The organism is Pseudomonas sp. LBUM1659 (assembly GCF_059716045.1).
This window is the reverse complement of the sequence record NZ_CP166797.1, coordinates 5,400,357-5,423,037: the sequence shown is the minus strand read 5'-3', so window position 1 is coordinate 5,423,037 and position 22,681 is coordinate 5,400,357. Positions and strand designations below refer to the sequence as shown.

At 59.1% G+C, this 22,681-nt stretch carries 20 protein-coding genes and 1 riboswitch; of the genes, 15 read left to right on the top strand and 5 right to left on the bottom strand.

What is annotated here, in order from left to right; genetic code table 11:
- Positions 1-95 precede the first annotated feature (95 nt).
- The 4 genes from ACA048_RS24620 to ACA048_RS24605 all read left to right on the top strand — a co-directional run bounded on the left by ACA048_RS24620 (position 96) and on the right by ACA048_RS24605 (position 2,349).
- Positions 96-278 carry a CPXCG motif-containing cysteine-rich protein gene (locus ACA048_RS24620; protein WP_497626665.1) on the top strand — a complete coding sequence of 61 codons (183 nt, stop codon included), beginning with the start codon at positions 96-98 and terminating at the stop codon, positions 276-278.
- A 15-nt stretch (positions 279-293) separates the two neighbouring features.
- Entirely contained in the window at positions 294-554 is a 261-nt protein-coding gene (locus ACA048_RS24615) for a putative signal transducing protein (protein WP_452628127.1), read from the top strand.
- Between the two features lie 35 nt (positions 555-589).
- A complete protein-coding gene (locus tag ACA048_RS24610) occupies positions 590-1,213 on the top strand; it encodes an SOS response-associated peptidase (protein WP_223515363.1) in 624 nt (207 codons plus the stop codon).
- Between the two features lie 317 nt (positions 1,214-1,530).
- On the top strand, positions 1,531-2,349 hold the full coding sequence (locus ACA048_RS24605) for a M48 family metallopeptidase (protein ID WP_497626664.1): 819 nt from the start codon (positions 1,531-1,533) through the stop codon (positions 2,347-2,349).
- A 123-nt stretch (positions 2,350-2,472) separates the two neighbouring features.
- On the opposite strand, the gene ACA048_RS24600 is transcribed toward ACA048_RS24605, so the two are convergent.
- The 3 genes from ACA048_RS24600 to ACA048_RS24590 form a co-directional block, all read right to left on the bottom strand.
- Positions 2,473-3,054: a TMEM165/GDT1 family protein gene (locus tag ACA048_RS24600; RefSeq protein WP_497629927.1), complete on the bottom strand. Its 582-nt coding sequence runs from the start codon at positions 3,052-3,054 to the stop codon at positions 2,473-2,475.
- Positions 3,055-3,146: 92 nt separating this feature from the next.
- A riboswitch (yybP-ykoY riboswitch) is annotated at positions 3,147-3,271 on the bottom strand.
- Positions 3,272-3,311: 40 nt separating this feature from the next.
- Entirely contained in the window at positions 3,312-4,310 is a 999-nt protein-coding gene (locus ACA048_RS24595; protein WP_497626663.1) for a methyltransferase, read from the bottom strand.
- A 32-nt stretch (positions 4,311-4,342) separates the two neighbouring features.
- Positions 4,343-5,308, bottom strand: a complete 966-nt coding sequence (locus ACA048_RS24590) for a 2-hydroxyacid dehydrogenase (protein WP_497626662.1) — start codon at positions 5,306-5,308, stop codon at positions 4,343-4,345.
- A 154-nt stretch (positions 5,309-5,462) separates the two neighbouring features.
- On the opposite strand from ACA048_RS24590, the gene ACA048_RS24585 reads away from it, so the two are divergent.
- From ACA048_RS24585 to ACA048_RS24555, 7 genes are all read left to right on the top strand, one after another.
- Complete coding sequence (locus tag ACA048_RS24585) at positions 5,463-6,092, top strand: LysE family translocator (protein ID WP_007947100.1); 630 nt, start codon at positions 5,463-5,465, stop codon at positions 6,090-6,092.
- A 153-nt stretch (positions 6,093-6,245) separates the two neighbouring features.
- Positions 6,246-7,928, top strand: coding sequence for a fatty acid--CoA ligase (locus ACA048_RS24580; RefSeq protein ID WP_497626661.1), 1,683 nt, complete (start codon positions 6,246-6,248; stop codon positions 7,926-7,928).
- A 337-nt stretch (positions 7,929-8,265) separates the two neighbouring features.
- Positions 8,266-10,152 (top strand): DUF1302 domain-containing protein, encoded by a 1,887-nt coding sequence (locus ACA048_RS24575; RefSeq protein WP_497626660.1) that lies wholly within the window; start codon positions 8,266-8,268, stop codon positions 10,150-10,152.
- Between the two features lie 28 nt (positions 10,153-10,180).
- Entirely contained in the window at positions 10,181-11,545 is a 1,365-nt protein-coding gene (locus tag ACA048_RS24570; RefSeq protein WP_497626659.1) for a DUF1329 domain-containing protein, read from the top strand.
- A 362-nt stretch (positions 11,546-11,907) separates the two neighbouring features.
- Positions 11,908-14,646: a winged helix-turn-helix domain-containing protein gene (locus ACA048_RS24565; protein ID WP_497626658.1), complete on the top strand. Its 2,739-nt coding sequence runs from the start codon at positions 11,908-11,910 to the stop codon at positions 14,644-14,646.
- Positions 14,647-14,731: 85 nt separating this feature from the next.
- A complete protein-coding gene (locus ACA048_RS24560) occupies positions 14,732-15,373 on the top strand; it encodes an MBL fold metallo-hydrolase (RefSeq protein WP_007947105.1) in 642 nt (213 codons plus the stop codon).
- A 115-nt stretch (positions 15,374-15,488) separates the two neighbouring features.
- Positions 15,489-16,187, top strand: coding sequence for a YiaD family glycine zipper/OmpA-like lipoprotein (locus tag ACA048_RS24555; RefSeq protein ID WP_497626657.1), 699 nt, complete (start codon positions 15,489-15,491; stop codon positions 16,185-16,187).
- A gap of 245 nt (positions 16,188-16,432) precedes the next feature.
- Here ACA048_RS24555 and ACA048_RS24550 read toward each other — a convergent pair whose 3' ends face one another.
- Positions 16,433-16,867, bottom strand: a complete 435-nt coding sequence (locus ACA048_RS24550; protein ID WP_497626656.1) for a Z-ring associated ZapG family protein — start codon at positions 16,865-16,867, stop codon at positions 16,433-16,435.
- A 144-nt stretch (positions 16,868-17,011) separates the two neighbouring features.
- Between ACA048_RS24550 and ACA048_RS24545 the strand changes: the two genes are divergently transcribed.
- The 3 genes from ACA048_RS24545 to zapE all read left to right on the top strand — a co-directional run bounded on the left by ACA048_RS24545 (position 17,012) and on the right by zapE (position 20,207).
- On the top strand, positions 17,012-17,641 hold the full coding sequence (locus tag ACA048_RS24545; protein ID WP_497626655.1) for an alpha/beta hydrolase: 630 nt from the start codon (positions 17,012-17,014) through the stop codon (positions 17,639-17,641).
- Between the two features lie 24 nt (positions 17,642-17,665).
- Positions 17,666-19,021: a tryptophan--tRNA ligase gene (locus tag ACA048_RS24540; RefSeq protein WP_497626654.1), complete on the top strand. Its 1,356-nt coding sequence runs from the start codon at positions 17,666-17,668 to the stop codon at positions 19,019-19,021.
- 91 nt (positions 19,022-19,112) lie between these two features.
- Positions 19,113-20,207 (top strand): cell division protein ZapE, encoded by a 1,095-nt coding sequence (gene zapE / locus ACA048_RS24535; protein WP_033049434.1) that lies wholly within the window; start codon positions 19,113-19,115, stop codon positions 20,205-20,207.
- A 93-nt stretch (positions 20,208-20,300) separates the two neighbouring features.
- On the opposite strand, the gene ACA048_RS24530 is transcribed toward zapE, so the two are convergent.
- Positions 20,301-21,197: a GlxA family transcriptional regulator gene (locus ACA048_RS24530; protein ID WP_497629926.1), complete on the bottom strand. Its 897-nt coding sequence runs from the start codon at positions 21,195-21,197 to the stop codon at positions 20,301-20,303.
- A 243-nt stretch (positions 21,198-21,440) separates the two neighbouring features.
- Here ACA048_RS24530 and ACA048_RS24525 point away from each other — a divergent pair, with 243 nt between their 5' ends.
- Positions 21,441-22,577, top strand: coding sequence for an acyl-CoA dehydrogenase family protein (locus tag ACA048_RS24525; protein ID WP_497626653.1), 1,137 nt, complete (start codon positions 21,441-21,443; stop codon positions 22,575-22,577).
- Positions 22,578-22,681 lie beyond the last annotated feature (104 nt).

Below are 22,681 nucleotides of genomic sequence, written 5' to 3'. Positions count from 1 at the left end.
AAAACCGACAGGGCACGGTCTGAAAAAATAGCCAGACAAAAATAGCCCTGCAAATAGACCGGCGATTATACGCACAAGTCACTTGGGAGACCGCGATGCTGGAAACCGAGCGCTACGAATGTCCGTATTGTGGTGAAGAGGCAGAGGCAGTACTGGACTTGTCTGGCGGGGATCAGACCTATATCGAAGACTGTCCGGTCTGTTGTCGGCCAATAACGTTTGTCCTGCAGACCGATGGTCAGGAATGGTTGCTCGAAGTGCTTAGCGAAAACGAGTGAAAAAGGGGCGTCCCGATGCTGCGAATCTACGAGCCGGAAAACCTGATGGAAGGCGAGTTGCTGCAAAGCATGTTGGCCAGCGAGGGCATTGAGGCGCATTTGGTGGGGCGCCATTTGCTCGGCGGCACTGGCGAACTGCCGGTCTTCGGCCTGTTGGGCTTGTCGGTGGATAATGACCAGGCCGAATACGCCCGCTCGCTGATCACCGCGTACAATGCCGCGCTGCCGCTGTCCGGCGATGAACCGGAGAGCTTTCCCGGCACGCTGGTCTGTTAGGCTGGCGTTCGATTGATCAAGAGTCGTGCTACCCCATGTGTGGACGTTATGCCCTGTTTCGCTGGAACCCCGCCTTCGCGGCCCTGCCCGGTTTCCCTGCCGATCAGCAGGCCCAGTGGAATATTTCCCCCAACGATTCGGTGTTGATGCTGCGTGCAGGCCTGGACGGCCAGCGTGAACTGGCCCGCGCCCGCTGGGGCCTGACGCCGCCGTGGCTGACCGATCTGTCCCGCACCCCGGCCCATGCCCGGGCTGAAACCGTTGCCGAGCAGCCGATGTTTCGCCAGGCCTTTCGTGAGCGACGTTGCCTGCTGCCGGCCAACGGTTTCTATGAGTGGCGCGGCACCACACGCAAGCGTCCGTACTGGCTGACACCGGGGGAAGGTTCGTCGCTGTTTTTTGCCGCGATCTGGGAAGCGTACCCGGTGCAGGAACAGGTATGGCTGAGCACGGCAGTGATCACGCAGCCAGCGGCGAGTCAGCGTCGACCGTTGATTCTCGATGCGGCGGGGCAGGCGGCGTGGCTCGATCCCGAGACGCCGTTGCATACTTTGCAGGCCTTGCTTGCCAGTGAACCCGCGGTGTTGCGCGAGCGGGTGCTGGCGAATCTGGTGAATGATCCGAAGTTGAATGCGCCGGAGTGTCTTACCCCAGGTTGATGAAGTGTCTGGGCTGGCCCCTTCGCGAGCAGGTCGAATCGTCGCACCGTCGCTCCCACCTTTGTTCTGTGTCGTTCACAAATCCCCTGTAGGAGCAAGCTTGCTCGCGATAAGGCCCGCAGGGCCTTCCGATGATCCCAGGCGGATGTCGTCAATAAATCAGAGCACGCCGTGATGCGTTACGGCTCGCAACGCATTGTGTTTTTTTTCTGCGCTGCTGAGAGCTTTGCCGCAATTTTGCGTCTTATGTTTATGTATCTGGCGTCGATACATTTCCACGCCTAGGATACGCGGCATGATTTCAGGGAGTTAATTTGATGAACAAACTATTGGTTTTTGGGACGCTGAGCGCCAGTTTGCTGCTCGCCGGGTGCCAGTCGGTCAACACCACCAGTGGTGGCGCCGTGGGTGTTGAGCGCAAACAGTACATGTTCACCATGTTGCCCGCGCAAGAGGTCGACCAGATGTATGCCCAGTCCTATAAGAAGACGGTCGGTGAAGCCTCCAGCAAAGGCGTGCTGGACAAAACCAGTCAGGATGCCCAACGCGTCCAGGCCATTGCCGATCGGCTGATTGCCCAGGCGCCAAATTTTCGTCCGGATGCTGCTCAGTGGAATTGGGAAGTCAACCTGATCAAGAGCGATGAGCTCAACGCCAACTGCGGGCCTGGGGGCAAGATCATCTTTTACACCGGGCTGATCGACAAACTGCAACTGACCGACGATGAAATCGCCGCAATCATGGGGCATGAAATCGCCCACGCCCTGCGTGAGCATGGTCGGGAAGCGATGTCCAAAGCCTATGGCATTGAAATGGCCAAGCAGGGCGCCGGTGCCTTGTTAGGGTTGGGCCAGAGCAGCATGGCCTTGGCGGATACCGTTGCGAACTACGGCATGACCCTGCCCAACAGTCGCGCCAATGAAAACGAGGCAGACCTGATCGGCTTGGAACTGGCCGCTCGCGCCGGTTATAACCCGAACGCCGCTATCACGCTTTGGAACAAGATGAGCAAGGTCTCGGAAGGCTCGCCACCGGAGTTCATGAGCACTCACCCGGCGTCGGCCAGTCGTATAGCCGCGTTGCAGGCGGCGATTCCCAAGGTGATGCCGTTGTACGAGAACGCGCGTAAATCCTGAGATTTTTACATCGTCAGTCAGGGCCTCATCGCGAGCAGGCTCGCTCCCAAATTGGTTTGTGATCGACACTAACCCTTGTGGGAGCGAGCCTGCTCGCGATGAACGATGACTCGGTCTACCGAGTTAAACCCATCCGCTGCTCTGCATCGCCTTGTACACCGCAACAATCGCCAAGATCATAAACGCCGACGCCGCCAGTCGACGGATCAGGGTCAGTGGCAATTTGTCTGCCGCAAAGTTACCGGCCAGCACCACAGGCACGTTGGCAATCAACATGCCGGCGGTGGTGCCGAGGATGACCAGCCACAAATCCGGGTATTGCGCAGCCAGCATCACGGTAGCGACCTGAGTCTTGTCACCCATTTCCGCGAGGAAGAACGCAATCAGTGTGGTCAGGAATGGCCCGAACTTGCGAGCTGTACTGACGTCGTCGTCCATCTTGTCCGGGACCAGGGTCCACAATGCCGTCGCCGTGAAGCAGGCGGCCAGGATCCAGTGCAGTGTCGCATTCGAGAAGAAACTGCCGAACCAGGCACCGACCGCACCAGCGGCTGCGTGGTTGGCCAAGGTGGCGGCGACGATGCCGGCGATGATTGGCCACGGCTTGCGAAAGCGGGCAGCGAGAATGAGCGCGAGCAGTTGCGTCTTGTCGCCGATTTCGGCCAAGGCAACGATTGCGGTAGGAACGAGAAATGAATCCAGCATCATCAGGGTTTTTCCTAAGGGGCGGGTCGACACGGCTATGACACGTACAGCCTTCCCGCCCCGGGTAAGGTGTTCGTGTCATAGGTCTTGTCAAACCCTGCGATCCGTCTGATGCGGACGCTTGGGTCGCATACGCCATGGCCTGAGGACCAAGTATGTTGACGTATGCCGGACGAGCATGGCGCTCGTGGGAGACTACTCCCCTAGGACGGAGCGGATTCTGCCTAGGCAAAATCCGTTAGGCAAGCACTTGTTTATCAGCCGCGTTTGGCCCGGTAGATTCGGAAACCCTGTCCCTCAGCCTTGATTGCGCACACGCCGAGGTGCTCTTCGATCAGCGGTTGATACTTCAGGAAGCTGTTGGCAACCAGGCGCAGTTCGCCGCCGTTTTTCAGATGTTTGGCAGCTTTTCGCAGCAGGTTCTCGGTCGCGAAGTAATCGGTATGCACGCCGACATGGAACGGAGGGTTGCTCAGAATCGCACTCAAACCCATCGGTGCAGCGTCAATTCCATCTCCGGTGATCACGTCGGCTTCCAGACCATTGGCGGCCAGGGTCAGACGACTGCTGGCAGCGGCAAACGCATCGACGTCGAGCAAGGTGACCTGATTGTGCGGATAACGACGTTTCACTGCCGCGCCCAAAACGCCAGCGCCGCAACCGAAGTCCAGCAAGTGTCCGCTCGGCAACTTGTCCAGATGCTCCAGCAGCAGCGCGCTGCCGCGATCCAATCGGCCGTGGCTGAACACACCCGGCAAGCTGATAACTTTCAATGGACCTTCAGCCAGCGGCAACTCGTAGGTCTGAGCCAGGCTTTCCAGCGATTTGGCTGCTGGCGCATTGGCCACGGTAACCTGCCAGAGTTGGCAATGACGGGCGCTGTCGAGCTTGCGCGGCTTGCCGAACGGGTTCAGTTGTTTGGCTGCACCTTCGATCCCGCTGCGTTTTTCGCCTACCAGGTACAACTCGCGACCGGCCAGGCGCGAGGCGAGGGCGTTGAGGATGTAATCGGTCAGGTCCTTGGACTTGGGCAGAAACACCACGGCGGTTTCAAACTCACGCTCGGGTGCGGTCACACCAAAATGGCTGCGCTCGGCGAAACGCGCATCGAGTGCCGCTTGATCGCCGGCGTGCCAGCACCAACCGTGGGCTTCGGGCAGTCGGCCCAGCAGATCGTCGGCGGGCAAACCGGCCAACAACACCGAACCCTGGAATAACTCGGGCTGACGAAGCAGTACTTCACTGCGCGGATCCATACTCTGCTCCTTGAAAAAAGTGCGGCAGTTTATCAACTGACGACTCGCAGCGCTGTACCGCTGAAGAAAGCCTGCGCGTTTTCGGTCAACTGCCCCACGATCCGCTGCCGCGCCTCGCGACTGCCCCAGGCATTGTGCGGGGTGACGATCAAGCGCGGGATGTCAGCGGCCAGCAAGGGATTGCCAGCCGTTGGTGGCTCGACGCTCAACACATCGGTGGCCGCGCCGCCCAGATGACCATTGCGCAAGGCATCGGCCAGTGCCTGCTCATCGATCAAGCCACCGCGAGCGGTATTGACCACGAAGGCACCGGGTTTCATTGAGGCCAGTTCACGGGCGCCGATGAAGTGGCGGGTGTGTTCGTTGAGTGGACAGTGCAGGGTGAGGGCGTCGATCTGCGGCAGCAGTTCATCCAGCGGTAATCGATCCGGCCGGGCAGGGCGCCCCGGAATCTGACCCGGCAGCACGCGCATGCCGAACGCTTCGGCCAGCCGTGCAACGGCGCCGCCCAGTTCACCGTGGCCGAGCAGGCCAAGGGTTTTGCCTTCCAGTTCGACGATCGGGTAATCCAGCAGGCAGAACTGTTTCGCTTGCTGCCAGCGGCCTTCACCCACGGCTTTTTGATAATCGGCCAGGCGCGTCGCCAGGTTGAGCAGCAACATGATCGTGTGCTGGGCCACCGACGGTGTGCCGTAACCCTGGCAGTTGCAAACGGTAACGCCATGGGCGCGGGCGGCGGCGAGATCGACGTTGTTGGTGCCGGTGGCGGTGATCAGGATCAGCTTGAGTGCTGGGCTGGCGGCGATGGTCGCGGCATCGATCAGGATCTTGTTGCTGATGGCCACCGTGGCGCCTTTGAGGCGTTCGATCACTAGATCCGGCGTGGTCTGGGCGAACAGCTGCAAGTCGTCGAAGCAATCACGTAGCGGACCGAGATCGAGGTCGCCGAGGTCCAGGGACGGGTGGTCGAGGAAAACGGCGCGGCGAGAGTTCGTCATCAACTGTACCTTTTGTGCAGTGAACTGAAGGCGTAATCTGCCGAGCCTACCAGATGAAACAAATGGTTACCCATTGCCGGGCTGGACGCTCCCGCGGGGGATGGCGTTAACCTAGTGAGTTTCATTTCGACCGATCTGCCACAAAGGAGCCCCCATGTACTGGACAGAGTTCTTGACCGTTGCCCTGATTCACTTGCTCGCCGTGGCCAGTCCCGGCCCGGACTTTGCCGTGGTGGTGCGTGAAAGCGTGACCCATGGTCGGCGCGCCGGCACCTGGACGGCGCTGGGTGTCGGGACGGCGATTTTCCTGCACGTTGGCTATTCGCTGCTCGGCATCGGCCTGATCGTGTCCCAATCGATCGTGCTGTTCAACGCGCTGAAATGGGCCGCCGCCGCGTACCTGCTGTACATCGGTTACAAGGCCCTGCGCGCGCAACCGGCCAAAGCGGTCGCTGACAATCTGCACAAAGAAGCCGGCGAGCGCACCGCCCGTGGCGCTTTCACCTCCGGTTTCGTGACCAACGGTCTGAACCCGAAAGCCACGCTGTTCTTTTTGTCGCTGTTCACCGTGGTGATCAACCCTCACACGCCGCTGGCGGTACAAGCCGGTTACGGGGTCTACCTCGCAGCGGCGACGGCGGTGTGGTTTTGCCTGGTGGCGCGGCTGTTCAGCCAGCAGCGTGTGCGTGCCGGTTTCGCCCGCATGGGCCACTGGTTCGACCGCACCATGGGCGTGGTGCTGATCGCCATCGGCGTGAAACTCGCCTTTACCGAGATGCATTGATAGCAGACTGATCCTCGATATCCTGCAAATGCTGGCGCAAAGCTAGCATTTGCACGGCTCTGCAAATCATTCCTTTGGCTGATTTGGCCGGCGTTGAAGGGCACTAGAGTGTTTACTTTCAGCCAACACCGTGCAGTCAGAAAAGGGATTGATATGTTGCAGACTCGCGTTATCCCCCCAGCCGAAGGCGCTTACCAGTATCCGCTGCTGATTAAACGACTGCTGATGTCCGGCGCTCGTTACGAGAAAACCCGCGAGATCATTTACCGCGACCAGGTGCGCTACAGCTATCCGACCCTCATTGAGCGGGTCGCGCGGCTGGCCAATGTGTTGACGGCGGCCGGGGTCAAGGCCGGGGATACCGTGGCGGTAATGGACTGGGACAGTCATCGATACCTGGAATGCATGTTCGCCATCCCGATGATCGGCGCGGTGATCCACACGATCAACGTGCGCCTGTCGCCGGAACAAATTCTCTACACCATGAACCACGCCGAGGACCGCTTTGTGCTGGTCAACAGCGAGTTCGTGGGGCTCTACCAGGCGATTGCCGGGCACCTGACCACGGTAGAGAAAACCCTGCTGCTGACCGACCTGCCGGAGAAAACCGCCGACCTGCCGAACCTGATTGGCGAGTATGAGCAACTGCTGGCGGCTGCCAGTACGCAATACGACTTCCAGGACTTCGACGAACACTCGGTCGCGACAACGTTCTACACCACCGGTACCACCGGCAATCCTAAAGGTGTGTATTTCACCCACCGGCAACTGGTGCTGCACACCATGGGTGTGTCGACCATCATGGGCTCCATCGACAGCGTGCGCCTGCTGGGTACCAGCGACGTGTACATGCCGATCACCCCGATGTTCCATGTGCATGCCTGGGGCTTGCCCTATGTGGCGACCATGCTCGGGCTCAAGCAGGTTTACCCCGGCCGCTACGACCCGGAATATCTGGTGGAGTTGTGGCGCAAGGAGAAGGTCACCTTTTCCCACTGCGTACCGACCATTTTGCAGATGATCCTCAATGCCAAAGCGGCGCAAGGCACGGACTTCGGCGGCTGGAAAATCGTCATCGGCGGCAGTGCGCTTAACCGCACGCTGTACGAAACGGCCAAAGGCAAAGGCATTCAGTTGACGGCCGCTTATGGCATGTCGGAAACCGGGCCGCTGGTGTCGTGTGCGCACCTCAACGATGAATTGATGGCCGGCAGCGAAGATGAACGCACCGCCTATCGCATCAAGGCCGGCGTACCGGGGCCATTGGTGGAAGCGGCAATCGTCGACCCCGACGGCAACTTCCTGCCTGCCGATGGCGAAACCCAAGGCGAGCTCGTGCTGCGTGCGCCATGGCTCACCGAGGGCTATTTCAACGAACCGCAAAAAGGTGCCGAGCTCTGGGCCGGAGGCTGGCTGCATACCGGCGACGTGGCGACGCTGGACGCCATGGGCGTGATTGACATCCGTGATCGCATCAAAGACGTGATCAAGACCGGTGGCGAGTGGATCTCGTCTCTGGACCTTGAAGACTTGATCAGTCGCCACGTGGCGGTACGCGAAGTAGCAGTGGTGGGCATCGCCGATCCGCAATGGGGTGAGCGACCATTTGCGCTGCTGGTGATCCACGAAGGGCATGAAATCGGGGCCCGGGAACTCAAGGAACACCTCAAGCCATTTGTGGAACTGGGGCACTTGAGCAAGTGGGCGATCCCCAGCCAGATTGCCCTTGTTACTGAAATTCCCAAGACCAGTGTCGGCAAGCTCGACAAGAAGCGCATCCGCCTCGACATCACTGAATGGCAGGCCAACAACAGCACCTTCCTCTCGACGCTTTAAGCGCCTCCTGGCGTGCCCGAAAAGGCACGCCAGGCCCACCAAGCAAGCGCTTGGCTTGTGTAATCCGAATTTTCAGCCATCCTTGCCGGGCCGACAGGTGTCGGACTGGCGAAAGGACTGTTCCAGAGTGGTCGGCAGCTACAAATCACACTTTAGAGGGATCAAGCTCTACTACCTGCTGGCTATAGTCCGCTCACGGATTTCTAAGAACGGAGCAAGCGCACAAACGGGGGCGATGCAATTTTGGAGTGACTTCGGGACGCCTTGGCTCCCCGTCACCCACAACGTTTTTAGAAGTGCTCACAGCCATAACAATAATGCACATGGAGTAGCGTCGATGACATCAGTAAACAAGTTCTGGCGCCGGGCGAAATTGCCCCTGGCGGTCAGTCTCGCCTCTTCGCTCGCCGGGCCTGCATTCGGCGTCAGTTTCAACGTTGGTGAAATCGAAGGTCAGTTCGATTCGTCGCTGTCCCTGGGTATGAGTGTCTCGACCCAACAGCCGAACAAGAACCTGATCGGCGTCAACAACGGCGGGCAAGGTTTGTCCCAGACCTCCGATGACGGTCACTTGAACTTCAAGAGCGGGCAAGCGTTCTCGAAAATCTTCAAGGGCATCCATGACCTTGAATTGAAATACGGCGACACCGGCGTCTTTGTCCGGGGCAAATACTGGTACGACTTCGCACTGCAAGATACAAACCTGGAATTCAAGAACGTCGAAAACGACGGTCGTAAAGAGGGCGCCAAGTCCTCCGGCGGGCAAATCCTCGACGCCTTCGTTTACCACAACTACGCCATTGCCGATCAGCCGGGTTCCGTGCGTCTGGGCAAGCAGGTGGTGAGCTGGGGTGAAAGTACTTTCATCGGCGGCGGCATCAACTCGATCAACCCTATCGACGTGTCCGCGTTCCGTCGTCCGGGTGCCGAGATCAAGGAAGGCCTGATCCCGGTCAACATGTTCTACGTGTCACAGAGCCTGACCGAAAACCTCTCGGCCGAAGCGTTCTACCAGCTGGAATGGGACCAGACCGTTGTCGATAACTGCGGCACGTTCTTCTCTCAGCCAGACATCGTCGCCGACGGTTGCGACAACAACCTGCGCGTGCTGAACAAGCGCTCGACGATTCCAGCCATCGCGCTGGGTCCTTTGGCCACTGCGGGAGTAGACGTCAACGAAGAAGGTGTGCTGGTTCGGCGTGGCCCCGACCGTGATGCAAGGGACAGCGGCCAGTGGGGTGCGTCCTTCAAGTACATGTTCGACCCGCTGGATACCGAGTTCGGTGCCTACTTCATGAACTACCACAGCCGTGCGCCAATCTTCAGCGCCACCGGTGCGCCGCAGTCGGTCTACAACACTGCGGCGTCGCTGGCCGGTGGACCATTTGCCCGGCTTGCGCCGTTGCTGGTGGCCGGTAACTCGCAGTACTTCATCGAATACCCTGAAGACATTCGCCTTTACGGCCTGAGCTTCTCCACTACCCTGTCTACGGGTACGGCGTGGAGCGGTGAAGTCAGCTATCGTCCGAACGCGCCGGTGCAGTTGAACTCCACCGACATTCTGTTCGCCGGTGTACGTCCGTTGCCAGGCCTGGGCAACGCTTCACTGCTCTCTGCAGCACCGGGTACTGACCTGAATGGCTATCGCCGTAAAGAAGTCACCCAGTTCCAGAGCACCCTGACGCACTTCTTTGACCAAGTGATGGGCGCGAGCCGCCTGACCCTGGTAGGTGAGGTGGGCGTGACTCATGTCGGCGGCCTGGAAAGCACCTCCGACGTTCGATATGGCCGCGATCCGGTCTACGGCCCAGGTGCATTGCCAGCCACTGGCGGTGCCAATACTTGTGTGGCGCTCAACACCAACACCATCGCCGGTGCCGGCCCGGGCACTCCTACCAACAACATCAGCCGCAACTGCGACAACGACGGCTTCACCACGGCGACTTCGTGGGGCTACCGCGGTCGTGCCATCTGGGAATACAACGACGTGTTCGCCGGTGTGAACCTCAAGCCGAACGTGGCCTGGTCCCACGACGTAGACGGTTACTCGCCAGGCCCTGGCGGCAACTTCGAGGAAGGTCGTAAAGCGGTGAGCCTGGGTGTCGATGCCGAATACCAGAACACCTACACCGCGAGCCTGGCTTACACCAATTTCTTCGACGGCAAGTACACCACCGTAGATGACCGCGACTTCGTTGCGCTCAGCGTCGGCGTGAACTTCTAAGCACTGTTTTTTCAGGACGAACACACATATGAAAATAACAAAGAGTCTGTTCAAAGCGGGTGTTCTGGGGCTTTCGCTGCTGGCGACCAGCGTGATGGCGGCGGTCCCTGCGGCCGAAGCCGACAAACTGGGCAAGAGCCTGACCCCGATGGGCGCCGAGATGGCGGGCAACGCCGACGGTTCGATTCCGGCCTGGAAGCCAATGGCAAAAAATATCGGAACGGTCGACAGCAAAGGTTTCCTGTCCAACCCGTACGCCAGTGAAAAACCACTGTTCACCATCACGGCGCAAAACGTCGACCAGTACAAAGACAAGCTCGCCCCGGGCCAGTACGCGATGTTCAAGCGCTACCCGGAAACCTACAAGATGCCGGTTTACACGTCGCATCGTGGCTCCACCGTGCCGGCTGACGTGTTCGCCGCCATCAAGAAAAACGCCACCGCGACCAAGCTCGTATCCGGCGGCAACGGCCTGGAAAACTTCGAAACCGCTATCCCGTTCCCGATTCCCCAGAGCGGAATTGAAGTCATCTGGAACCACATCACCCGCTATCGCGGTGGCAGCGTGACCCGTCTGGTGACCCAGGCCACGCCGCAGCCGAACGGCTCGTACAGCCTGGTGTACTTCCAGGATCAGTTCGTGTTCCGCGACAAGATGAAGGACTACGATCCGGCGAACCCGGGCAACATCCTGTTCTACTTCAAGCAAAAAGTGCTCGCGCCAGCACGTCTGGCCGGCGGTGTGCTGCTGGTGCACGAAACCCTCGACCAGGTGAAAGAACCACGTTCGGCGTGGGTCTACAACGCCGGTCAACGTCGTGTGCGTCGTGCACCTCAAGTGTCCTATGACGGGCCGGGTACCGCGGCGGACGGCCTGCGTACCTCCGACAACCTGGACATGTTCAACGGTGCGCCGGATCGCTACGACTGGAAGCTCGAAGGCAAGAAAGAGATGTACATTGCCTCGGACAGCTACAAGCTCGATTCGCCTAACCTCAAGTACGACGACATCATCAAGGCCGGTCATATCAACCAGGACCTGGCACGTTACGAGTTGCGCCGGGTCTGGCATATCGTGGCGACCTTGAAAGAAGGACAGCGTCACATCTACGCCAAACGTGACTTCTACATCGACGAAGACACCTGGCAAGCCGCAGTGATCGATCACTACGACGGTCGTAATCAGCTGTGGCGTGTGGCAGAAGCTCACGCCCAGGATTACTACAACGTTCAAGTGCCGTGGTACACCCTGGAAGCCCTGTACGATCTGCAATCGGGTCGCTACCTGGCGTTGGGTATGAAGAACGAAGAGAAGTCTGCGTATGACTTCGGCTTCACCGCTACCACCAGCGACTTCACACCGGCTGCGCTGCGTCAGGACGGGGTTCGCTAACCTGCACTGAACAAAGGTCGCTTCCTCGAAAAACGCCCCGACTGGTTCGGGGCGTTTTTTTTTGTTTGGCCTGAACATTTTCTGCGTCTGTGATGACCCCTTCGCGAGCAAGTCGAATCGTCGCACCGCCGCTCCCACATTTAACCGAGTTCTTCCAGATGGAATTCGGTCGAATGTGGGAGCGGGCTTGCTCGCGAAGGGGGCAACTCGGTCTCCAGGGAAAACTGCAGCGCGGGTCCGGCGGGTTCTGCTTGTAGACTTTTTGTAGCCATTTGTAGCAATTACCTTCATTCCCTATCCGTTTACCGCTAGTCTGCGGACATCTGCAACGCCGCCATCCGCAATTCAAACAAGAGCCGGCCATGACTGATCTGTCCCCACTCCCGGGCCCTGCAAGCGTTTCCATCGCGGCATTGGACGGGCGCTTTTTTCGGCCCCCGCTGCCCGACGGCTATGTGCTGCGGCCTCGTTTGTGCGAGCGCCTGAGTGCCGGCCTCGGTGGCAGGCTGTTGCTGGTCAGCGCACCCGCAGGCTTCGGCAAGAGCTCATTGGCGGTGGAGTTCTGTCAGGGGCTGCCGGCCCATTGGCAAAGTCTGTGGTTGGGGTTGAGTTCTCGAGACAGTGATCCGGGGCGTTTCCTTGAGCGGTTGCTCGAAGGACTCCAGGATTATTTTCCGACACTGGGCAGTCAGGCGCTGGGGCTGCTGAAAATGCGCCAGCGTCATCAACCGTTCGCCTTTGAAGAATGGCTGGACGGGTTGCTGGACGAGCTGGCCATCTACCTGTCGCCGAGTACGCCTTTGCTATTGGTGCTAGATGACTATCACCTTGCGCAAGGCCCGGTACTCGATCGTTGCCTGCAATTTTTCCTCAATCATTTGCCCGATGGCCTGTTGGTCATGGTGACCAGTCGACAGCGTCCGGACTGGCATCTGGCACGTCTGCGGTTGTCGCGCCAACTGCTCGAACTGCATGAGCAGGACCTTCGACTGACCCATGATGAAGCGCTCACGTTGCTTGATCGCCACAGCAGTTCCTTGCATGGCGAGGCGCTGGAAAGTTTGATTCAGCGCAGTGAAGGCTGGGTCGCGGGCCTGCGATTCTGGTTGCTGGCGGCCTCAGAGGCAGGCAATGACGGTGCGTTGCCGCAGTCGCTGCACGGTGGGGAAGGGTTGATCCGCGATTACCTGCTGGAAGAAGTCATCGATTGCTTGCCGGCCGAAGTGCAGCAATTCCTTTACGACACGGCGCCTCAGGAACGTTTTTGCAGCGAGCTCTGCGATGCGGTTCGTGAAGCCCATGACAGTGCCGAAATTCTGCGTTTCCTTCAGGCGCACCAGGTATTCCTGGTGCCGCTGGACGAGCACGGTCACTGGTACCGCTATCACCACCTGTTTTCCGACCTGCTGCGCACTCGGCCCACCGCTCACACGCTAGTGCCGGCCGCCAGCCTGCATTTGCGTGCCTGTCGCTGGTTCAATGCACAGGGGCTGCTCGACGAAGCGGTGGAGCAGGCGTTGCGTGCCGGGCATCTGGACGTTGCGGCGAACCTGGTGCAAAACCTCTCGGAAGAACAATTGCTGGCCGAGCAGAACGCCGGCATGTTGCTGCGCTGGAAAATGGACTTGCCCGACAGCTTGCTGATCAGCACACCCAGGCTGATCGTGCTCTACAGCTGGGCGCTGGGGATGGCCTGTCAACTGGATGCGGCGGAGGAATTGGCAGCCCACTTGAGCCGCTTCCTGCCGGCCCCTTCGGCCACCGCGCAGAAGTCGATGCTCGCGCAGTGGCTGGCCCTGAGGGGCATCATCGCCCGGGGGCGTGGCAACCGCGAGCTGACGCTTCTCTATTGCACTGAAGCGCTGCATAGCCTGCCGGCCAAACGCTACGGGCAACGTCTGATGTGCCTCTCGACCCTGTCCAACCTGGCCATCGCCGACGGCGACTTGTGGCGTGCGCGCAGTTTGAACCGTGAGTCGCTGGAATTGGCGCAGCGGGTCGGTAATCCGTTGTTTGAAGCACTGGCCCATTACGACCGCGCCCGAGTATTGCAGGCGCGCGGGGAAATCCTGCGCGCGTTGCAAGAGGTTCGTCAGGGGCTGCAACGCCTGCAAGGGTTATCCGCGCAACGACTTTACGCCATACGCGCTCGTCTGACGTTGTATGAGGGGCTCTTGCTGGCCTTGCGCCTGCAACCGCAAGCCGCTCGGGCACGTTTGCAAGCCGGTTTGAGTGAGGCTCGGGCCTGTCGCGATATCAGCGTATTGATCGGTCATTGCGTGATCGCCAGGCTTGAAGGTAACAGCGGCGAGTTCGCCAACGCCTTCGCCGAACTGGCCGAAGCCGAGCGCCTTATGCACATCTGGGACGTGCCCCCCATTTACTATCTGGCGATGATTACCATGGTCAAATGCGAGCTCTGGCTGGCCCAGGGTCGCACCGATCTGGCCGAAGCCTGGCTTTCCCGGTTGGGGCAGACCTATAACGGCGAACACCCGGCAGCACCGCCCGAATTCCATCCACAGCTGCCGTTGCATATCGAATTGCAACAAGCATTGCTGGACGTCATTCAAGGGCAGCCAATGCTGGCCGAAGGCCGATTGAATGCACTGCTTGAGCAGGGGCAACAAACGGGGCGGCAGATGCTCAGTGCGATGGCGCTGACTCAGAAAGTTGCCTTGTTGCTCGTCAGTGGGCGTGAGCCCGAAGCCCGCAAGGCGCTGGCGCTGGCACTTGAGGCGTCGACCGGTGGCGCCTTGCAACCGTTCGGCGGGTTGCTGGCTGAACATCCGGACTGGCTACGTGGGCAACTGCAACTGGTTGCTCCGACGGCTGTTTCGCAGAGTCTCGTAGAACAACTGCCGATCATCATCGCTCGCCCGGTATTGGAGTCGTGTTCGGGGGCAGAGCAGCTCAGCGCGCGTGAGCTGGCAGTTCTGCAACTGATTGCCCAAGGTTGTTCGAACCAGCAAATCAGCGATCAACTGTTCATTTCGTTGCACACGGTCAAGACCCACGCCAGCCACATCAACAGCAAGCTTGGTGTTGAGCGGCGAACGCAGGCGGTGGCACGGGCGAAAGAATTGGGACTGCTGAGATAGTATTTTCAAGATTGGCCCGACCCTAAAAAAGACTGCTGCAGTTTTGTGCCAGAATTGCCCATCTCTGATTTTCGAGCTTGTCCCGATGACCCAGCCACCCAGCCTCATTCGCGAAACCTTCCCCGTCGGCCCGTTGCAGTGCAACTGCACCATCATCGGCGACCCGATCAGCAAAAAAGCGATCGTGGTCGATCCGGGCGGCAATCATGAATTGATTCTGGCGCGCCTCGATGCCCTGGGCTTGAAGGTGGTCAGCATCATCCATACCCACGCGCATCTGGATCACTTCCTGGCCTCCGGTCAGTTGAAGGAGAAAACCGGCGCCACCTTGCACCTGCATAAAGAAGATCAGTTCCTCTGGGACAATCTGGAGATGCAATGCCAGATGTTCGGTGTGCCTTACACGCCGGTGCCGCCGCCGGATCGCTGGTTGGCCGATGACGAAGAACTGGCCTGCGGTTGCGGTGTGGCGTTGCACACGCCGGGTCATACGCCGGGTTCCATGAGCTTCTGGTTTTCCGAGGCCAAGCTGCTGATTGCTGGTGACACGTTGTTCCGTCGCGGGGTAGGGCGCACGGATTTGTGGGGCGGCGATCAGGCGACCATCGTGCGGTCGATCAAGCAGCGGCTGTATACGCTTGACGAAGAGGCGACCGTGGTCACCGGCCATGGTCCGGATACGCGCTTGGGCGATGAAATGCGCGAGAATCCGTTTGTGCGGGCCTGATTTGTAACACGTTTGTCATACGGGGAATTTTTGAGCTGTGCGATGATCCAACCCCCGCAAAGGTCCAATGCTGAAGTCCGTTGCACCACAGAATGCAAAAAAAGTAGGAGCTCTAATGTTCACCACGCGTCGTTTGATTATTGTCGCTACCGCAGTGGCCTTGCTGTCTGGCTGTGCCGCGCCTGGCCCTTACGATAACCAGGGCCAAACTAATGGTGGCTCTCAAGGTATGAGCAAAACCGCTAAATATGGCGGTCTCGGTGCTTTGGCCGGTGCTGTGGCGGGTGCCGCCATTAACCATGATAACCGTGGCAAAGGCGCGCTGATCGGCGCAGCAGTAGTGGGTGCTTCTGCCGCTGGTTACGGCTACTACGCCGACCAGCAAGAGAAAAAATTGCGCGCCAGCATGGCCAATACCGGCGTTGAAGTGCAGCGCCAGGGCGATCAGATCAAACTGATCATGCCAGGCAACATCACGTTCGCAACCGATTCGGCGAACATCGCTTCAGGCTTCTATCAGCCGTTGAATAACCTGGCAGGCTCGCTCAAGGAGTTCAGCCAGAACCAGATCGAAATCGTCGGTTACACCGACAGTACTGGCAGCCGCCAGCACAACATGGACCTGTCCCAGCGTCGTGCGCAGAGTGTGGCGACGTACCTGACTTCGCAAGGCGTGAGCGGTGCCAATCTCTCGGCTCGCGGCGCCGGCCCGGATAACCCGATTGCCAGCAACGGTGATGCCAATGGTCGGTCACAGAACCGTCGAGTTGAAGTCAACTTGAAAGCGATTCCGGGTCAGCAGTATCCTCAGTAATAACAGTTTTACCTTTACCAACCTGACTGAACCCCAGGCGTAAAAAAAAGAGCCCGCCCGATCCTCAACAGATCGGGCGGGCTTTTTTTATCACCCGTTCAGGCCCCATCGCGAGCAGGCTCGCTCCCACAATTGATCACGTTCCCCTGTGGGAGCGAGCCTGCTCGCGATGGGGCCCGAACAACAATAAAAAAGCCCCCGGACAATCACTTATCCGAGGGCTTTTTGTACTGCGCGTAACCTGATTACTTCTTCAGGCCGTAATGCTCATCGAGCATGCCCGGCGCGTTCGGGGATTTTGGTGCGTAGTCGCGAGGAGGCTCCTGATTGCGCGGCGGCGTCAGGCGTTCGCGTGGGGTCACTGTCGCATCGGCGTGCAGGGAGGCGAGCAAGCGTTGGCGAGTCTGCTCGTCCAGGGCCAGACGGTTGGCACCCTCGGCGAGGTGATCCTGCACTTCCTGATAGCTCTGAGTCAGTTTCTTGACCAGGTTTGCAGTGCTGTTGAAGTGGGTGACCACCTCATTCTGATAACTGTCGAAACGTTCCTGAATGTCATCCAGCTGACGTTGCGTGCTGCTGGGCGCGGCGTTCGGCACCAAGCGAGCGATCAGGAATCCAATGGCGACACCCACAACCAGGGCAAGAGTCGGTAACAACCAAACTAAGAGCGAGTGTTCCACGAGTCCTTCCTCTATAAACGGCTTTGCTTTACGTTAACGGCTCGAACCTGCGCTGTATACCGCGATTCACTCGCAATAGATTGGCACAGACAATTTGCTAGACGAGTCGACCCGATTAGAGGTCACGGAGTTCCTTCCTTGCTTATGCGCGAAACCCCTGTAGTGATTGATGGCCCGGTCGGCCAACTGGAAGCTTTGTATCTGGATAATGAGCAGCCCCGCGGCCTGGCGCTGATCTGCCATCCGAACCCGGTGCAGGGCGGCACGATGCTCAACAAAGTCGTCTCGACCCTGCAGCGCACTGCGCGCGATGCGGGCTTGATTACCCTGCGGTTCAACTACCGTGGCGTCGGTGCCAGTGAAGGCACGCACGACATGGGCACCGGTGAAGTCGACGATGCTCAAGCCGTCGCCGAATGGCTGCGGGTCAAGCACCCGGATTTGCCCCTGACCCTGTTCGGTTTCTCCTTCGGCGGTTTTGTTGCAGCCAGTCTCGGCGGACGCCTGGAAGCCAAGGGCGAACAACTGAAACATTTGTTTATGGTCGCACCTGCGGTCATGCGCCTGGGCGATCAGGAGCAACTGTCGCAGCAGGGTGAGTTGACCCTGATCCAGCCGGAAACCGACGAAGTCATCGATCCGCAGCTGGTTTACGACTGGTCCGAAAAACTCGAGCGCCCCCATGAGCTGCTGAAAGTGGCAGAATGCGGACACTTTTTTCATGGCAAGCTGACCGATCTCAAGGATCTGATCCTGCCGCGTCTTTCGAATTGATTGCAGTCTGACAAGCGATTACCCATGACGACTCGTACCCGTATCCTCACCGGCATCACCACCACCGGCACGCCACACCTGGGCAACTACGCCGGCGCCATCCGCCCGGCGATCGTCGCCAGCCGCGACAGCAATGCCGATTCGTTCTACTTCCTGGCCGACTACCACGCCCTGATCAAATGCGATGACCCGCTGCGCATTCAGCGCTCGCGTCTGGAAATCGCCGCGACCTGGCTGGCCGGTGGCCTGGATGTGGATCGCGTGACGTTCTACCGCCAGTCCGACATCCCGGAAATTCCCGAGCTGACGTGGCTGCTGACCTGCGTCGCCGCCAAGGGTTTGCTCAATCGTGCACACGCCTATAAGGCCTCGGTGGACAAGAACGTCGAGACCGGCGAAGACCCGGATGCCGGCATCACCATGGGCTTGTACAGCTACCCGGTGCTGATGGCCGCAGACATTCTGATGTTCAACGCGCACAAGGTGCCGGTCGGTCGCGACCAGATCCAGCACGTGGAAATGGCTCGCGACATCGGTCAGCGCTTCAACCACTTGTTCGGTCAGGGCAAAGAATTCTTCACCATGCCTGAGGCACTGATCGAAGAAAGCGTCGCCACGCTGCCAGGCCTCGACGGTCGCAAGATGTCGAAGAGCTACGACAACACCATCCCGTTGTTCAGCAGCGCCAAAGAGATGAAGGACGCGATTTCGCGGATCGTCACCGATTCGCGCGCGCCGGGCGAAGCCAAGGACCCGGACAATTCGCATCTGTTCACGCTGTTTCAAGCGTTTGCTACGCCGGCGCAGTCCGACGAGTTCCGCAGCGAACTGTTGCAGGGCCTGGGTTGGGGGGAGGCGAAGAATCGCCTGTTCCAATTGCTGGACAGCGAGTTGGGCGAATCCCGCGAGCGTTATTACCAGCTGATAGAACGTCCGGCCGACCTGGAAGACATGCTGCAAATCGGCGCCAAAAAGGCCCGGGCCGTTGCGACGCCGTTCCTCAACGAACTGCGTGAAGCGGTCGGCCTGCGTTCTTTCGTGGCGCAGACTCAAGTCGTCGCCACCACCAAGAAAAAAGCCGCGAAAGCCGCACGTTTCGTCAGCTTCCGTGAAGACGACGGCAGCTTCCGCTTCCGTCTGCTGGCGGCCGATGGCGAGCAACTGCTGCTGTCGCGCAACTTCGCCGACGGCAAAACCGCTGGGCAAGTGACCAAACAACTGCAAGCGGGCCAGCCTCTGGACGTTCGCAGCGAAGACCTGAGCTTCAGTGTCTGGCTCGAAGGCGAGTGCGTGGCAGACAGCCCGGAATTCGCCGACAGCGCGGCTCGCGACGTCGCCATCGACGCCCTGCGCGTTGCGCTGACGCCGGTTCAGGAATAAATCAGCGGCTCGGCCCGACCAAGGGCTGATTGCCATTCCCCGGGGCCGTCGCTACAGTGACGGCCCGTTTTTGTTGCCTTGCTAACGAATTATGACGCCCCTAGAACGATATCAAGCTGATCTGAAGCGCCCGGAATTCTTCCATGATGCTGCGCAGGAAACTGCTGTGCGCCATTTGCAGCGCCTGTACGACGATCTGGTCGCGGCCTCGCAGAACAAGCCGGGCCTGCTCGGCAAACTGTTTGGCAAGAAAGAGCAGGCGCCGGTCAAGGGCCTGTACTTCTGGGGCGGCGTGGGTCGCGGCAAGACTTACCTGGTCGACACCTTCTTCGAAGCGCTGCCGTTCAAGGAAAAGACCCGAACTCACTTCCACCGCTTCATGAAGCGTGTGCACGAAGAGATGAAGACCCTTGGCGGCGAGAAAAACCCGCTGACCATCATCGCCAAGCGTTTCTCCGACGAGTCGCGAGTGATTTGCTTCGATGAATTCTTCGTCTCCGACATCACCGATGCCATGATCCTCGGCACGCTGATGGAAGAGCTGTTCAAGAATGGCGTGACCCTGGTCGCGACCTCGAACATTGTGCCGGACGGTCTGTACAAGGACGGCCTGCAACGCGCGCGCTTCCTGCCGGCCATCGCGCTGATCAAGCAGAACACCGACATCGTCAACGTCGACAGTGGTGTCGATTACCGCCTGCGTCATCTTGAGCAAGCGGAGCTGTTCCACTTTCCGCTGGATGACGCCGCTCAGGACAGCCTGCGCAAGAGCTTCCGTGCGCTGACGCCGGAATGCACGGCCGCGGTCGAGAACGACGTGCTGATGATCGAGAATCGCGCAATCCGCGCTGTACGCACGTGCGACGACGTGGCCTGGTTCGACTTCCGCGAACTGTGCGATGGCCCGCGTAGCCAGAACGACTACATCGAACTGGGCAAGATCTTCCACGCTGTGTTGCTCAGTGATGTCGAGCAGATGAGCGTCACCACTGACGACATCGCCCGTCGCTTTATCAACATGGTCGACGAATTTTACGACCGTAACGTCAAGCTGATCATTTCTGCCGAGGTCGAGCTCAAAGACCTCTACACCGGTGGTCGCCTGAACTTCGAGTTCCAGCGCACGCTCAGCCGACTGCTGGAGATGCAGTCGCACGAATTCCTGTCCCGGGCTCACAAGCCGTAGGATTTATCGGAATACAAAAAAGGGCCTGCAGATGCAGGCCCTTTTTTTGTTCGCCTGTTGGCTCCCACATTTAGATTGTGTGGGGGCTAAGATCTACGCCGCTTGCTGAAACTGTTGCCGATACTGGTTCGGTGACAGCTCGGTGTGCTGGCGGAACAGCCGCGCAAAGAAGCTTGCATCGTCATAACCCACCTCATAACTGATGGTCTTGATGCTCTTGCGGCTGCCGGACAACAGGCCCTTGGCGGTTTCGATGCGCAGGCGCTGCAAGTAATGCAGCGGCTTGTCACCGGTCGCGGTCTGGAAGCGGCGCATGAAGTTGCGGATGCTCATGCCGTGTTCGCGGGCGACGTCTTCGAAGCGGAACTTGTCGGCGAAATGCTCTTCGAGCCAGTGCTGGATCTGCAGGATGATCACATCCTGGTGCAGCTTCTGGCCGCCAAAACCGATGCGTCCTGGCGAATAGCTGCGCTGTACTTCGTAGAGGATATCCCGCGCCACGGCTTGCGATACGTTGGCACCGCAGAAACGCTCGATCAGGTAGACGTAAAGGTCGCAGGCCGACGTCGTGCCGCCTGCGCAATACAGATTGTCGGCGTCGGTCAGGTGTTTGTCCTGTTTGAGGTGAACCTGTGGGAAGCGCTCGGCGAAGGCGTTGAAGAAACGCCAGTAAGTGGTCGCTTCCTTGCCATCGAGCAGGCCCGCTTCGGCGAGCCAGAACACCCCGGTCGCTTCGCCGCACAGCACTGCGCCGCGGGCATGTTGCTCACGCAGCCATGGCAGGACCTGTGGATAACGTTTGCTGAGCGTGTCGAAGTCATCCCAGAAGGCGGGGAGGATGATGATGTCGGTGTTTTCCAGGCCACCGTCTACCGGAATGATCACATCGCTAAAGCTGTTCACCGGTTTGCCGTCGGGACTGACGAGTCGGATTTCGAACGACGGTGTCAGGCCTTGGCCCAGTTGTTTGCCATGGCGCAGGCTGGCCATGTGGAAAAAATCTTTGGCTTGCAGGAGGGTGGAAGCGAAAACCCGGTCAATCGCCAGGATGCTGACGCGCCGCAGGGGCGTGGAGACTTGCTTAGACATAATTCAACTTTATTTTTATAGGAGAAAGTGGTCATCAAACGGCTGGATCGTCTTATTTTTTGTCTGATGTGTCCAGTGTCCTGTGTCGAATGCGGGGCTTAGTCTCTCAAGGTCAACTCCTCTAACAATAACGACAGGTGCCGCATGATCCCCAGAACCTTGTTCAGTTCCGAGCACGAACTTTTCCGCGACAGCGTGCGAACGTTCCTCGAAAAAGAGGCGGTGCCGTTCCATGGGCAATGGGAAAAACAAGGCTATATCGACCGCAAACTCTGGAACAAGGCGGGGGAGGCGGGGATGCTGTGTTCGCATCTGCCGGAGGAATACGGTGGGCTGGGGGCGGACTTTTTATACAGCGCAGTAGTGATCGAAGAGGTCGGGCGCCTGGGGCTGACCGGGATCGGTTTTTCCCTGCATTCGGACATCGTGGCGCCGTATATCCTGCATTACGGCAGTGAAACGCTGAAGCACAAGTACCTGCCGAAACTGGTGTCTGGCGAGATGGTCACGGCAATCGCCATGACCGAGCCGGGGGCGGGCTCCGATTTGCAAGGGGTGAAAACCACTGCGGTGCTGGATGGCGACGAGTACGTCATCAACGGTTCGAAAACCTTCATCACCAACGGCTTTCTGGCTGATCTGGTGATTGTCGTGGCCAAGACCGATCCAAAGGCCGGCGCAAAGGGTACCAGCCTGTTTTTGGTCGAGGCCAACACCCCTGGTTTCGACAAGGGCAAACGTCTGGAAAAGGTCGGAATGAAGGCGCAGGACACTTCGGAGCTGTTCTTCCAGGACGTTCGGGTGCCCAAGGAAAACCTGTTGGGGCAAGCCGGAATGGGCTTCGCTTACCTGATGCAGGAGTTGCCGCAAGAGCGACTCACTGTGGCCATCGGCGGACTTGCGTCGGCTGAAGCAGCGTTGCAATGGACGCTGGACTACACCCGCGAGCGCAAGGCGTTCGGCAAGGCGATTGCCGACTTCCAGAACACCCGCTTCAAATTGGCCGAGATGGCGACCGAGATCCAGATTGGCCGGGTCTTCGTCGATCGCTGCCTGGAACTGCACCTGCAAGGCAAGCTGGATGTACCGACGGCGGCGATGGCCAAGTATTGGGGCACGGACCTGCAATGCAAGGTGCTCGACGAATGCGTGCAGTTGCATGGCGGCTACGGCTTTATGTGGGAATACCCTATTGCCCGTGCGTGGGCGGATGCGCGGGTGCAGCGGATCTATGCCGGCACCAACGAAATCATGAAAGAGATTATTGCGCGGTCGCTTTGATGCAGTGTTGAGCTTGAGACCGCTATCGCGGGCAAGTCGAATCGTCGCACCGCCGCTCCCACAGGGTTAGGTGATCTCCTGTGGGAGCGTGGCTTGCCCGCGAT

Coding starts and splice junctions, on each gene's coding strand:
- ACA048_RS24565 (WP_497626658.1), top strand. CDS start 11,908: ATGACTGATCTGTCCCCACTCCCGGGCCCTGCAAGCGTTTCCATCGCG.
- ACA048_RS24585 (WP_007947100.1), top strand. CDS start 5,463: ATGTACTGGACAGAGTTCTTGACCGTTGCCCTGATTCACTTGCTCGCC.
- ACA048_RS24590 (WP_497626662.1), bottom strand. CDS start 5,308: ATGACGAACTCTCGCCGCGCCGTTTTCCTCGACCACCCGTCCCTGGAC.
- ACA048_RS24620 (WP_497626665.1), top strand. CDS start 96: ATGCTGGAAACCGAGCGCTACGAATGTCCGTATTGTGGTGAAGAGGCA.
- ACA048_RS24595 (WP_497626663.1), bottom strand. CDS start 4,310: ATGGATCCGCGCAGTGAAGTACTGCTTCGTCAGCCCGAGTTATTCCAG.
- ACA048_RS24540 (WP_497626654.1), top strand. CDS start 17,666: ATGACGACTCGTACCCGTATCCTCACCGGCATCACCACCACCGGCACG.
- ACA048_RS24615 (WP_452628127.1), top strand. CDS start 294: ATGCTGCGAATCTACGAGCCGGAAAACCTGATGGAAGGCGAGTTGCTG.
- ACA048_RS24560 (WP_007947105.1), top strand. CDS start 14,732: ATGACCCAGCCACCCAGCCTCATTCGCGAAACCTTCCCCGTCGGCCCG.
- ACA048_RS24545 (WP_497626655.1), top strand. CDS start 17,012: ATGCGCGAAACCCCTGTAGTGATTGATGGCCCGGTCGGCCAACTGGAA.
- ACA048_RS24525 (WP_497626653.1), top strand. CDS start 21,441: ATGATCCCCAGAACCTTGTTCAGTTCCGAGCACGAACTTTTCCGCGAC.
- ACA048_RS24600 (WP_497629927.1), bottom strand. CDS start 3,054: ATGCTGGATTCATTTCTCGTTCCTACCGCAATCGTTGCCTTGGCCGAA.
- ACA048_RS24580 (WP_497626661.1), top strand. CDS start 6,246: ATGTTGCAGACTCGCGTTATCCCCCCAGCCGAAGGCGCTTACCAGTAT.
- zapE (WP_033049434.1), top strand. CDS start 19,113: ATGACGCCCCTAGAACGATATCAAGCTGATCTGAAGCGCCCGGAATTC.
- ACA048_RS24570 (WP_497626659.1), top strand. CDS start 10,181: ATGAAAATAACAAAGAGTCTGTTCAAAGCGGGTGTTCTGGGGCTTTCG.
- ACA048_RS24530 (WP_497629926.1), bottom strand. CDS start 21,197: ATGGCCAGCCTGCGCCATGGCAAACAACTGGGCCAAGGCCTGACACCG.
- ACA048_RS24610 (WP_223515363.1), top strand. CDS start 590: ATGTGTGGACGTTATGCCCTGTTTCGCTGGAACCCCGCCTTCGCGGCC.
- ACA048_RS24605 (WP_497626664.1), top strand. CDS start 1,531: ATGAACAAACTATTGGTTTTTGGGACGCTGAGCGCCAGTTTGCTGCTC.
- ACA048_RS24575 (WP_497626660.1), top strand. CDS start 8,266: ATGACATCAGTAAACAAGTTCTGGCGCCGGGCGAAATTGCCCCTGGCG.
- ACA048_RS24555 (WP_497626657.1), top strand. CDS start 15,489: ATGTTCACCACGCGTCGTTTGATTATTGTCGCTACCGCAGTGGCCTTG.